The organism is Slackia sp. CM382, assembly GCF_000293015.1.
Taxonomy (GTDB): Bacteria; Actinomycetota; Coriobacteriia; order Coriobacteriales; family Eggerthellaceae; genus Slackia; species Slackia exigua.
In genome coordinates this window covers 27,336-40,231 of the sequence record NZ_ALNO01000019.1, presented here as the reverse complement: position 1 = coordinate 40,231, position 12,896 = coordinate 27,336, and the positions used below count along the sequence as shown (strand labels likewise).

The window sequence follows — 12,896 nt, the reverse complement described above, 5'->3', positions numbered from 1 at the left end:
CGCGTTCGGAATCCTAGTCGTCTTCGGTGGAAATCGCGACCGCAGTCACCTTGTCCTTGTTCGCGACGTTCATGACGCGCACGCCTTGCGTGGCACGTCCGAGTTCGCTGACATCGGCCGCCTTCGTACGGATGATGATGCCGCTCTCGGAAATAATCATGAGCTCGTCGCTTTCGGCGACGACCTTCATCGCGGAAAGGTTACCCTTCTTGGCCGTCATCACGATAGTGAAGACGCCCTGCCCGCCACGATGGTGGGACGGGTATTCGGAGACGGGCGTGCGTTTGCCGTACCCGTTCTCTGTGATGACAAACAGATCGGTGTCGGGACGGGCGATTTCAAGACCGAGGACCTTCGTATTCGCCGGAACCGTCATGCCGCGCACGCCCATGGTGTCGCGTCCCATGGAGCGGACCTCTCCCTCGTTCCATTTAATCGCCTTTCCGGCGCTCGAAACCATGATGACGTCTTCACCTGATTTCACGCGGCGAACAGCGATCAGCTGATCATCTTCCTTAAGGTTGATGGCGATCAACCCGTCTCGGCGCGTGCGGTCGTACAGGTTCATGGATGTCTTCTTCACCATGCCCTGTTCCGTGCCGAACATCAGGTATTCGTCTTCAGGGAAGTCCTTCGTCGCGATGACCGCGGCGATGGACTCGCCTTTGACGAGCGGCAGCAGATTCACGATGGCCGTGCCGCGTGCATGACGGCTCGCCTCGGGAATTTCGTAGACCTTCAGGCGATAGACCTTGCCGGCCGTCGAGAAGAACAACATGTAGCTATGGGTCGATGCGACGAAAAGATGCTCCACGAAGTCGTTTTCTTTAAGATTCACTCCCTGCATGCCCTTGCCGCCGCGCTTCTGCTGGCGATAGGCGGATACAGGAATGCGCTTGACGTAGCCGGCCTTGGTCACCGTCACGGCAACCTCTTCATCGGCGATCAGATCCTCGACGTCGATGTCCTCGGCTTCGCCGCAGAGCGTCGTACGGCGCGGCGTATTGAAGCGCCCTTTGATCTCGAGCAACTCTTCCTTGATCACCTCGCGCACGAGGCTTTCGTCAGAAAGGATGCGTTTGTAATACGCGATCTTCTCTTTGAGTTCCGCCAGCTCGTCTTCGAGCTTATGGCGTTCCAGCCCGGTCAGGCGGCGAAGACGCATCTCGAGGATCGCCGCGGTCTGCGCCTCGGAAAGGTTGAAGCGTTCCTGCAAACGCTCGGATGCTTCGCGGTCGGTCTGGGAACCGCGGATGATCTTGATAACTTCATCGATGTTATCAAGGGCAATGAGCAGGCCTTCTAAGATATGAGCACGCTCTTCGGCCTTACGAAGATCGAAACGCGTCCTGCGTACGATGACATCTTCCTGATGCAGGATGTAATGCCGAAGCATCTCACGGAGAGAAAGCGTGCGGGGCACCCCGTCGACCAAGGCGAGATTGATGACGCCGAACCCGACCTGAAGCTGGGTATGCTTATAGAGCTTGTTAAGCACGACCTGGGGAATAGCATTCGACTTCAAATCGATGATGATGTCGACCGGGCTGTTGCGGTCGGCGCCGTCATGGACGTTCGAAATCTCGGGAAGCTTCTTGTCGCGTACGAGCTCTCCGATCTTCTTCATCAGGTTCGTGCGGTTGACCTGATACGGGATCTCGGTGATGACGATGCTCTTCTTGCCTGTCTTGCTCTCGATGATCTTATGGCGCGAACGAACCGTCAAGCTGCCGCGACCGGTCTCATACGCATCCTTGATGCCCTTGCGTCCCATGATCAGGCCGCCCGTCGGGAAATCAGGACCAGGAATGACCTGCATGAGCTCGTCGACCGTCACGTCGGGATTGTCGAGCATCAGGCAGGTGGCATCGATCGCCTCGCCGAGGTTATGGGGCGGAATATTCGTAGCCATACCGACTGCAATGCCGTTCGACCCATTGACCAGGAGATTCGGAAAACGGGCAGGAAGCACGACAGGTTCTTGCAGACTCTCGTCGTAGTTCGGTTGCCAATCGACCGTTTCCTTGTCGAGGTCGCGTAGAAGCTCCATCGCCGGTTTGGCCAGGCGAGCTTCGGTGTAGCGCATGGCCGCGGCGCTGTCGCCGTCGATCGATCCGAAGTTTCCATGCCCGTCGACCAGAGGAACGCGCATGGAAAAGTCCTGGGCGAGTCGCACCATGGTGTCATATACCGCAGAATCGCCATGGGGATGGTACTTACCGATGACGTCGCCGACCGTACGGGCCGACTTCGCATGCGGGCGCGTAGGCAGAATGCCGGAGTCATGCATTGCATAGAGAATGCGGCGATGCACGGGTTTCAGCCCGTCGCGGACGTCGGGGAGCGCGCGGGACACGATGACGCTCATCGAATATTCGAGGAACGACGTGCGCATCTCGCTGCCGAGCTCGGCCAGACGGACGCCGGTTCCGCCCGAATCCGCTTCGTTCAGGATGTCGTTATCAGACACGTTCGCACTCCTTCGTTAGATATCCAGGAACCGCACGTCGCGGGCATGTTTTTGGATGAATTCCTTACGAGGCTCGACAAGCTCTCCCATAAGCTCGCTTACCGCAAGCTCGGCAGCGACTGCATCTTCGATATCGACTTGCAGAAGCGTACGGGTCTCAGGTTCCATCGTGGTCTCCCAAAGCTGCTGGGGATCCATTTCGCCAAGACCTTTGTATCGCTGCATCTCGTATTTGTCGGGATTCTCAAGCTTGGCGACCAATTCGTCTTTCGCCTCATCGTTGTAGATGTATTTGAGGATCTTTCCCGAGGCGGAATTCTTCTTCTTCAGACCATACAACGGCGGCTGGGCGATATAGACATAACCGCGGTTGATGAGGTCGGGCATATACCGATAGAAGAACGTGAGCAACAGGCAGCGAATATGGGCGCCATCGACGTCAGCGTCGGTCATGATGATGATGCGATGATACCGGGCCTTCTCGCCGTCGTAGTCTTCGCCGATATTGGTGCCGATGGCAGTGATGAGGCTTGAAATTGTGTCGCTCGACAGCGCACGGTGGAGACCGGCTCGCTCGACGTTCAGAATCTTGCCGCGCAAAGGCAGAATTGCCTGGTATTTGCGGTCGCGGGCTTGCTTCGCCGACCCACCTGCGGAATCACCCTCGACGATGAAGATCTCGCATGCGGATGGGTCGCGGCTCGAACAGTCGGCAAGCTTGCCGGGCATGCTGAAACTGTCGAGCACTCCTTTCCGGCGAGTCATCTCGCGCGCCTTACGCGCTGCTTCACGCGCTTTCAGAGCCTGGGAAGCCTTGTTCACGATGCGTTTCGCAGGTGTCGGATTCTCCTCGAGGTACTCGGCGAGCCCTTTGGTCACGGCTCCTTGCACCAGCCCGCGGATCTCGGTGTTGCCGAGTTTGGTCTTCGTCTGGCCTTCGAACTGGGGTTCGTGGAGTTTGACGCTGATAACGGCGGAAAGTCCCTCGCGCGCGTCATCTCCGGTCAGATTGCTATCCTTCTCCTTGAGCAGGCCCTTGGCACGGGCGTAATCATTGATGGTCCTGGTCAGAGCATTCTTAAAACCTTCAAGATGAGTGCCGCCTTCAGTGGTGTTGATGTTGTTGGCGAACGCTTCGACGCCGTTTGCGCTGTAGCTCGTCGTCCACTGCATCGCGATCTCGACCGTGCCGTCTTTGTTCTCGGCCTCGAAATAAATAGGTTTATTCAGCGTCTCTTTACCGTTGTTCAGGTATTTTACGAAATCGACGATACCGCCGGCGTATTGGAACGAATCGGTATGGGGATTCCCTTCCTCGTCGAGATCCCTCTCATCATGCATTTCGATATGGAGCCCGCGGTTCAAAAACGCCATCTCGCGGAAACGGTTCTGCAGGATCGAATAATCATATACCGTGGTATCGGTGAAGATTTCAGGATCAGGCCAGAACGTGACGGTCGTGCCCGTCTTCTTGGAATCTCCGATGCGCTTGAGCTTCTCGGTCGTGACACCCCGCTCGAAAACGATGCGATACCGCGATCCATCGCGGCATACGTCGACTTCCATACGCGTTGAAAGCGCATTTACGCAGGAAACGCCGACACCGTGCAAACCGCCGGAAACCTTGTACCCTTCCCCGCCGAATTTACCTCCTGCATGAAGTTTGGTGAGAACGACTTCGACAGTCGGAATCTTTTCCTTCGGATGCTTATCCACCGGAATGCCGCGCCCGTCGTCGACAACGGTCACGGAATTATCTTCATGGATGGTCACGTCGATTTTGTTGCAGAACCCTGCAAGAGCCTCGTCGACCGAATTATCGACGACCTCGTAGACGAGATGATGAAGCCCGCGCGGGCCGGTCGATCCGATATACATGCCAGGACGTTTGCGAACCGGTTTCAAACCTTCGAGAACCTGGATATCTCTGCCGTCATAATGGCTCGGTTGCTTATCAGCCACGTACCTGCTCCTTTTCATGCATTGAATCGGTGCGATAAGAGACGAGCAAAGGCCGCTTCCGCGGCCTTTGCTGCCAACTCTTAAATTTTACCATAAATATACCTTTAATAACTTTATGGAAAACCCCTCTAAAAACTAATCGAAGGCGTTTTAAGCCCTTATGTTTACCTTTTTTGGTTACTTTCATCAAAATTCGACTCTAAATCGGAAATCATGGCTCTCACGAATGCTTTTCGAATACGGGGGTCCTCGATGGCCATGGCATCGGCTTCGATCGCTTCCTTCTCCTCGGAAGAAAGCCGCCGCAAAGGCCCTGAAGCCTTCTTATCCCCATGTTCGAAGGAAGGAATATACTCGACGAACGGATGGACGTTCTTATGCCTTCCTTTCGAGATTCTGATTTGGAACTCGTCGACCTCTTCCCCGAACCTGCCCGCAAGCTGCATCTTGATAAGTTCCCGACGCGCATTGAGCTCGGCGGCGAAGATGCTGTCGTCAACATACACGACGAGTTTCTTCACGCCTTGCTCGGTGAGGATGAACACGGAATTCGTATGTTCGAGAAATGCGGGTTCAACCAGGTGTTTCCATATATCGCGAACCTGAGCGGCACGCGCGGCCTTGCGCAAGGCTCCCGAATCATCCGATATGTTCTTGAGAGTCGTCCTCATCGCCTCGCCGAGCGATTTCATGCGTCGCGGCATATCAATCCCTCCCATCGGCATGAATAGAGTGCATATCGACGACGCGCGCGCCGTTCGCGATTGATTTTTCGAACGCTCCCATATCCGTCGTCGTGATGAACGTCTGTATATCGTGATGAAGCAAACCGATAAGCGCTTCACGTCGTGATTCGTCCAGCTCGGAGGCAACATCATCGAGAAGGAGGATAGGTTTGAGACCGAGAACGTCCTCTATGAGGCCGATTTCCGCGATTTTCCACGACAAAGCGATCGATCGGCGCTGCCCCTGCGAACCGTAAAGCGTCGCATTCCTCCCATCAAGATAGAAGAACAGCTTATCCGCATGGGGACCGACGAGCGCACGGCCTCGGCGGCTTTCCTCATCGTGTCGATTGAATAACGACCTGCGCATACGATTCGAGCATTCCTCGACTTCGAAGAAATGCGCTGCATCTCGCATGCGATCGGAATAAAGATCCACATCCTCCCACGACGGCACGTATCTCATATCGAGGGTCTCTCCCGATGATGAAATCTCGCTATAAGCCCGCGCGAGACGCACCGCGAGATTATCGAACAGCGCTGCCCTATATGCGTAGAGATGGGCGCCCGACGTTATGAGCATATCGTTCACAGAATCAAGAAGAGATCCTTCAATACCGTTTTTCATCAGGGAATTCTTATGTTTTACAATTTTCAGGTAATCGCGCCTCAACACGCGATGGGTACGGGAGAGCTGAGAACCCAAGGCATCCAACGCATCCCTGCGGAATCCATGGGATCCCGTGACAAGCTGCATATCCTCAGGAGAAAACATCACCGAAGGAAGGATTCCTAGAACATCCTGGCTATGCTTCCGTTTCCCGTTCACCGCGATGCTGCGGCCGCCTTCCGTCAACCTCATCGATGTCTCAAGATTGCGGGTATCGGAGACAATATGGGCTTTCACGTCCGCACGCTCGCATCCCCATCGAATCATCTCCCTCGATTTCGCGCCGCGAAACGTCGTTGCGGATGTCACGAGCTGAATGGCTTCGAGCACATTGCTCTTTCCCGTGGCATTCGGCCCGATGAACATCGTGAGGGGATCGACGTCGTCCATCTCGAACGACCGATAGTTGCGGAAGTTTCTCAGCGAAAACGATTGAATGTGCAGATCCATCGGCGTGCTATATACGTACGGGCATAAGCAGGTACAGGAACCGCTCGGGATCCTGTGCGCGGAAGATGCCGGGCATCATGGATGTCCTCGTTTCCAAGAATACCTTGTCAGTAGGTATCGAGGATAATCCATCGACGACGTACTGGTGATTGAGCGCAATTTCGATGTTCTCTCCCTCGACGCCGCATGACAGGGATTCCTCGGCGCTTCCCATATCTTGAGATACGGTGCTGAGGAGGGCCGTGGCGGTAGATGATTCGATATCGAATTTGATCGGGGCGGAAAGGCTGCTCATAAGGCCGACGCGACGAACGGCGGCAAGAATGCCGGCCGTATCGAATTCAGTACGCGTCGTATAGGAGTCCGTAAGAAGCTGCTGGTAATTCGGGAAACGGGCCTCTATGCGGCGATTAATGAAAACAATCGATCCGTAGGTGAAAACCACATGGTTCGCACTAAGGCAGATCTCGATTGATTCTTCCTTCTCGGGAAGGGATGCGACTTCTTGCATGAAGGAACCCGAAACCAGGGCCTCGAATCCCTCGGTCGGATTCTCGCAGGGGATGTCGTCCATGGCCAAACGATACGAGTCGGTTGCCACGAGTCGCATGCCGTCGGGAATCGTCGTGATAAGGACCCCTGTCAGCGCGGGACGTCCTTGATCTTTCGATACGACTTTCGCGACGCGTTTCACAGCTTGGGAAAACGCTTTGAACGAGATGGATGCTTTCGTATTCACGTCGATATCGGGAAAGGCCGGAAAATCCGCAGGATCGAAAACCTTGAGCGTGAACGAGGTCTTATCGCAGGAAATGAGCGCCTGGGTTTCGTCTACATCCATCGTAATGGCAGCATCGGGAAAGCTTTTAACGATGTCGTAGAGCAGACGTTCGGGTACGACGCATTCGCCGTCCTCGTCGATAAGCGCGGAAACGGTGCAACGGATCGCGCGCTCGGAGTCGGTTCCCTTAAGTTCGAGGGATGTTCCGAGCGTTTTGATATATACGCCTGAGAGGACAGGGATCGTCGACCTTGAAGCGATGCCTTTGCCGGCGATGCCGAGAGCGTTCAGGAACTCGTTCTTGTTGATACTGAATTTCACGGCAGATTCCTCCTTGAATATTATTTAAGAATAGTAGTAGTAATAAGGACGGTTGATACTGAGGAAATATACGTACTACCAGCTCATTACCTATAAAGCGACGTGGATTACAATGTGGTCGGCCGCATGTCCATCCACCGATCCCCCACGCGTCCCTCCGTTTTGAACAATCTTGTCACACGTTATGCACCGTCTTTCCCCACGCTCAATTCTCTCGGATCATCTTCGTGATGATTTCTATCTCATCCCGTATTTCCTTGTCTTTGCGCATCTTGTCTTCCACAGCCTTGACGGAATGCATGATGGTCGAATGATCTCGTTGGCCGAATTTCTTGCCGATCGATGCAAAAGGGACATCGAGCATGTTCCGACTGAGGTAAATCGCTATTTGGCGGGCATAGACGATATTGCGCGACCGTTTGACGCCGACGAGATCCGCATGGCTCACTTTGTAGTACTGCTCTACGACGTGCTGGATCGTTGCAACATCGGCCTTCTTCGTCGCACCTGATGAGAAATGGTCTGCCAAGAGTTCCTGCGCGTCCTCGACCGAAAAGTCTTTCCTGCCTTTGTAGATGATCTCGCTTAAGACGCGCGTGACGGCGCTCTTGAGCTCACGCACGTTCGAGCTGGAATTTTCCGCGATATACATCTGCACATCCTTAGGGATGCTTGCGGTGTCCTCGCCGCTTGCCCGTCGGTGCTCGGCGATGAAGCTCTTGATGATGCCGAGTTTGGTTTCCACTTCAGGCGGTTGGATATCGAAGGTGCCGCCTTGATTGAAACGGCTCTGCATGCGTTCGTCGACATCGATGGTCTTCGGAGCGCGGTCAGCCGACAGAACCACTTGCTTTCCACGATCGATAAGTTTGTTGAGCAGCTGGAAGACGATATCCACCGTGGCCGATTTACCCTGGAAGAACTGCACGTCGTCGATGATGAGCACATCGGCGTTCCAATAGCGGTTTTGAAAATCCTGATAGCTCTTCTTGTCCTTGTCGTGCGACGCGACGGCGGCGGTGTAGTCGTTCAGGAATTCGGAGGAATCCACGTAGACCGCGTCCATCGTCGGATAGGTCGCATTGATGTAGTTCTGTATCGCCCGCAGCAAATGGGTTTTTCCAAGCCCGGAGTTTCCATATATGAACAGGGGATTCAACATGGGTTTCACGCCTGGTTGCTCCGCAACGGCGAGAGCCATGGAATAGGCGAGACGGTTCGAATCTCCAATAACGTAGTTTTCGAACGTCAAAGAGGAGACGATTCCCGAATAGGAGCCGCTTCCTTTCATGGGAGAGGGATCGGCGGCGGCCTCGGCGGCTGTCTCCTTGTGATTCGAAGGGATCGATCGAGATCGATCGAGCGGTGGTTCGCTGATTTGGGTATCGGTACCCGCTGTGGAGGGATGAGGCTGCGATGCGGGTGAAGGCGGTGTCTGCTCCGTATGAGAAGGAATGGCATCCCCTGAAGATTGGAGGCGCACCTGAGCTGCCGAAGCAATGAAACTCTCATCGACTTCTATTTCTATGAGGTAATCCATCCCCGTCAATTCCTTCAAGGCTCGTTTCATGGCGTTGGAATATCGTTTTTCCACCTGTTCCTTGATGAAATTCGTCTCTGCCGTCGCGATGAGGAATCCTTCTGACGTCGCCTGGGGATGCACGCGGCTGAAGAATGCATCCATCTGCATTCCGCTTACGTCTTCGTACGACTTCATGAGCGTGAGGACGTTTATCCAGGTTTCGAATAGTTCTGTCGAGGTCATCATCTATTCCTCAGGTTATCGCGCCGGCCGCACACGGATGTGCGCTTCATTATACCCGCCTTGCATGTTCGGGAATTCTAGTCAGGTTCGATCAGGAAATACTCTCAAGAGAGCGTTTTCCCTCGTCGGTAAGGGTGAACATCTTTCCGTCCTTATCCACGATGCCTGCTTCCTTCATTTTGGAAAGAACCCGGTACGTCGAGCTTTGAGGCATATCGAGCGTCTTGTAGATATCGGTCAGCCTCATTGCCCCGTTTTCATGAATGAGCAAGGCTATGCTCGCTTCGCGGTCGTCTAACCGAATCGCAGGGATAGGCGGCGTCGCTTCGGGATTTCGGTGCGTTGGGTAGGACGAAGCGGAATGCGTAGGTTCATGATCAGGGGCGACGCTCACGGTCACGACGGCGCCCGAATGCATGTTGTCTTCGATGCTGATACGTCCATGGGAGAACGAAAGGTATTCTTTAACCAAAGGCAATCCGCTTCCAACGCCTCGAATATATCGTTTCATGGGCGATGTTGCAGAAGAAAAACCGGGAAGCTGGGCTTTCTCCTTTTCTTCGATGCCTGGGCCTTGATCTGCAAACCTGATCGTGTTCCCTCTATCGAAAATAGAAACGACGATTTCCTTGAATTGGGCGTGGATGAAATTCTCGCTTACTTCGCGGATGACGGTATAAGGAATGGTTCCCCCTGCCTGTTGAGCCTGGGTATATATAGTGCTCGCAAGATTTTCGATGTATTCGTTCGTGCGGCATGGACTGATCTCGGTCACGCGCGGCGCGCTGCGGAAATCATCGTACGTCGCGATGCGGGCGGTGGTTACGGCTTGTGCGTAATCGCTCGTCACACCATCTTCAAAGGTATTTTCCATCTCATATGCCATAGCCAAAGGAATTTCTCTCGTTGCAGCGGTTCATTTCCATCCCTTTCCGTGCGGATGAGACATGGAATCCGCTTTTTCCGACTGTGGAATCATTCTATAGGCTCCTATGGTGGATTTCATCGATAAATCCACCATTTGTGGAAAAACTATTCTCGCATGATACGGTATTTTCCAAGTTATCCACATTTTATTCCGTAATTGTGTATAACCTGGAACATACCATAGGGAGAAATATGGAATGCCTGGTGGATAAATATGTATCGGGAAGGGATTCAGAAAGGTCTATCGTATCAGTGGAAGAAATTGGAAGAGTTTTTCCATATCACGAAGCTGTATAGGAAATAAATGGAGAACATTTTTCAATAGTTTAAGTAATACCAGTTCAAATAATAAAAATATATCAGTACAGACATATGTTCTAGAAACTGGAGGATTGAAGATCGAAAATGGAGGGGAAAGAAATCCACTCTTTCGAGAATGTTGCATCTGGTCTTTCTTCTTTATCCACATTATCCACAGCTGCATAGGAGCAGCCTTGTCGAAGATATCGGAATAAAGGGAGGGAGGAGATCCTTTTATGCAGGTAGGGTTTACATTCCTTATGCCTAGTATATAATTATGCGGCTACGCTCACTGTTCGATATATTCCTGATAAGAAAGGGAGACGAAATGAAGCGCACTTATCAGCCGAATAAGCGTCACCGTGCGAAGACGCATGGTTTTCGTGCTCGTATGGCGACCAAGGGTGGCCGCGCGGTTCTTTCTGCACGTCGTGCGAAGGGTCGTAAGAAGCTGACCGTTTAAAGAGAGGGATGCTCAGTGAAGTCCACGGTTAAGTCGGCCGCTGAGATGTCCCTTTTCTTTTCTCAGGGAAAAAGGATCAATACCCGATACATCACTCTGCTGGTATTGAACCGTACACAACACGACCATTCGGGTCGTGTTGCTGTTATCGCAGGTAAGAAGATTGGTGGAGCGGTGGTGCGCAATGCTGCGAAGCGCCGGCTCCGAGCGGTCGTACATGATATCGGCGGGCCTTGGAATGGTGTCGACGTCGCTTTCATGGCGAAACCTTTACTTCTGAACGCTCCGTATGACAAAGTGGTGGATGCATGCTTCCATGCATTGGAAGGGCATGAGTTCTTCGATTCCGCTTCGCGATAATGCTCCGGGTGGAATGAGGTGATTCTCTTGGGCGTGTATCAGACATTGCTCCGGTATATCAAGGGCATTCCTGCTCAAGGTGCTCTTTTTCTCATCACCTTCTATAGGGCTGCCATCTCTCCCCTGTTCCCCTCATGCTGTCGATTCACGCCTACATGTTCGGAATACGGGCTCACTGCCATTCGCAGGTTCGGATTCTTGAAAGGGTCTCTTCTTACTCTTAAGCGAATAAGCCGATGTCATCCTCTCCATGCAGGAGGGTATGATCCGGTTCCGGAAAAGGATATGAGGGAGGAAAGGTATGTGGGACGCGTTTAAGGATTTGATTTTCGCGTGCGTCCAATTCTTCTACAACATCGTGGGAGACTGGGGCCTAGCGATCATCATCATCACGGTGATTTTCCGAATCATCGTAGCCCCCATCATGCATAAACAGTCTAAATCCAGCTATCAGATGCAGAAGATGCAGCCTCTGATGAATGAGATTCAGACTAAATTCGCGGATGATCCGACACGCATGCAGGAAGAAATGCAGAAAATGTATGCGGAGACCAAATTCAATCCTCTTGCCGGATGCCTTCCCATGCTCCTTCAGATGCCTATCTTCATGGCTATGTTTCAAACATTGCGCAATATCGGATCATATGAAGACACGTCATACACGTTCTACGGTCTGGTTCCCGATCTGACGGCCGCACCTTCCACGATGTTTTCCCAAGGCATCGGCGCATTCATTCCTTATTTGATTCTGATGCTGGTTTTCGCGCTGGCGACGTTCATGCCGATGATTCTCCAGAACATCAAAAACGACAGTAAGCAGCGTAATCAGATGCTTATCATGGGTGTCATCATGACGGTCATGATGCTTTGGATCTCTTGGGGCTCTCCGGCCGGCGTTCTTCTGTTCTGGGGTGTTTCTTCTATTTTCGGTATCGCTCAGCAGCAGCTCACCAATCGATATCTTCGCAAGGCCGATGCCGAGCGCGAAGCCGAAGAACCGCTTAAGCCTGTTGAAGTCGATGTCGAGCGCAAGGTCAAAAAACAACGTCCTAAAAAGAAGCGTTAAACAATCTCTAGGCAACCTCGCAGTATTTTCGTAAGAGAGGAATCATCATGGCAGATGAACACCTGGTTGAAGAACATGGATCCGAGGACGTCGAATTGACGGATGCCGTCGTGGAAAAAGATGATCAACCGGCTTCCATGCAGGTTGATATCGCGAACCTGACCGAGGAAGAACTCGATCATATAGCTGATACGGCAATCGATGCTCTTCAGGGCATTCTGAAGTATTTCGATGTCGGCGAAGTCATGATCGATGAATACGAAGGCGATGAACGCGAGCTTATTCTCGATATCACAGGAGATAATCTTGCGGTTCTCATCGGTCGTCATGGGAAGACGCTCGATGCGTTGCAGTTCATCGTGTCTGCCATTACGACACGTGTCCTCGGGTTCAGGTATCCCGTGGTCGTCGACGTCGAGGGATATAAGAATCGTCAACGTCAAAAGATCGAATCCCTGGCGCGTTCTGCTGCATCTCGCGCAGATCAACAGCATAAGGCTATAAAGCTTCGCCCAATGACGCCGTACGAACGTCGTATCGTCCATATTGCCCTGCGCGATGACGATCGCGTTGAAACCGCATCCGAGGGAGAAGGAAGTTCGCGTCACGTCGTAGTGCTTCCTCGTTCGTAAAACT

At 52.9% G+C, this 12,896-nt stretch carries 12 protein-coding genes; 5 read left to right on the top strand and 7 right to left on the bottom strand.

Annotated elements, in window-relative coordinates; all coding sequences use genetic code 11:
* Positions 1-13: 13 nt before the first annotated feature.
* The 7 genes from gyrA to HMPREF1155_RS08005 form a co-directional block, all read right to left on the bottom strand.
* Positions 14-2,470 (bottom strand): DNA gyrase subunit A, encoded by a 2,457-nt coding sequence (gyrA, locus tag HMPREF1155_RS08035; protein WP_009079277.1) that lies wholly within the window; start codon positions 2,468-2,470, stop codon positions 14-16.
* A 15-nt stretch (positions 2,471-2,485) separates the two neighbouring features.
* Positions 2,486-4,450 (bottom strand): DNA topoisomerase (ATP-hydrolyzing) subunit B, encoded by a 1,965-nt coding sequence (gyrB, locus tag HMPREF1155_RS08030; protein ID WP_202898228.1) that lies wholly within the window; start codon positions 4,448-4,450, stop codon positions 2,486-2,488.
* Between the two features lie 146 nt (positions 4,451-4,596).
* A complete protein-coding gene (locus tag HMPREF1155_RS08025; protein WP_238319162.1) occupies positions 4,597-5,124 on the bottom strand; it encodes a DciA family protein in 528 nt (175 codons plus the stop codon).
* Positions 5,125-5,137: 13 nt separating this feature from the next.
* On the bottom strand, positions 5,138-6,277 hold the full coding sequence (locus HMPREF1155_RS08020) for a DNA replication/repair protein RecF (RefSeq protein ID WP_009079281.1): 1,140 nt from the start codon (positions 6,275-6,277) through the stop codon (positions 5,138-5,140).
* Positions 6,278-6,284: 7 nt separating this feature from the next.
* Positions 6,285-7,379: a DNA polymerase III subunit beta gene (dnaN, locus tag HMPREF1155_RS08015; RefSeq protein ID WP_009079238.1), complete on the bottom strand. Its 1,095-nt coding sequence runs from the start codon at positions 7,377-7,379 to the stop codon at positions 6,285-6,287.
* A 205-nt stretch (positions 7,380-7,584) separates the two neighbouring features.
* Positions 7,585-9,144, bottom strand: a complete 1,560-nt coding sequence (gene dnaA / locus HMPREF1155_RS08010) for a chromosomal replication initiator protein DnaA (RefSeq protein ID WP_009079293.1) — start codon at positions 9,142-9,144, stop codon at positions 7,585-7,587.
* 91 nt (positions 9,145-9,235) lie between these two features.
* Positions 9,236-10,018, bottom strand: a complete 783-nt coding sequence (locus HMPREF1155_RS08005; protein ID WP_115314282.1) for an ATP-binding protein — start codon at positions 10,016-10,018, stop codon at positions 9,236-9,238.
* A gap of 681 nt (positions 10,019-10,699) precedes the next feature.
* Between HMPREF1155_RS08005 and rpmH the strand changes: the two genes are divergently transcribed.
* From rpmH to HMPREF1155_RS07990, 5 genes are all read left to right on the top strand, one after another.
* Positions 10,700-10,834 (top strand): 50S ribosomal protein L34, encoded by a 135-nt coding sequence (gene rpmH / locus HMPREF1155_RS08945; protein WP_006362464.1) that lies wholly within the window; start codon positions 10,700-10,702, stop codon positions 10,832-10,834.
* Between the two features lie 15 nt (positions 10,835-10,849).
* Positions 10,850-11,194, top strand: a complete 345-nt coding sequence (gene rnpA, locus HMPREF1155_RS08000; RefSeq protein ID WP_081501551.1) for a ribonuclease P protein component — start codon at positions 10,850-10,852, stop codon at positions 11,192-11,194.
* 18 nt (positions 11,195-11,212) lie between these two features.
* Positions 11,213-11,512: a membrane protein insertion efficiency factor YidD gene (gene yidD, locus HMPREF1155_RS08940; RefSeq protein WP_369791718.1), complete on the top strand. Its 300-nt coding sequence runs from the start codon at positions 11,213-11,215 to the stop codon at positions 11,510-11,512.
* Positions 11,496-12,260: a YidC/Oxa1 family membrane protein insertase gene (locus tag HMPREF1155_RS07995; RefSeq protein ID WP_006362461.1), complete on the top strand. Its 765-nt coding sequence runs from the start codon at positions 11,496-11,498 to the stop codon at positions 12,258-12,260. The genes yidD and HMPREF1155_RS07995 overlap by 17 nt, the downstream gene beginning before the upstream one ends.
* A 137-nt stretch (positions 12,261-12,397) precedes the next feature.
* Positions 12,398-12,892: a protein jag gene (locus HMPREF1155_RS07990; protein ID WP_369791719.1), complete on the top strand. Its 495-nt coding sequence runs from the start codon at positions 12,398-12,400 to the stop codon at positions 12,890-12,892.
* Positions 12,893-12,896 lie beyond the last annotated feature (4 nt).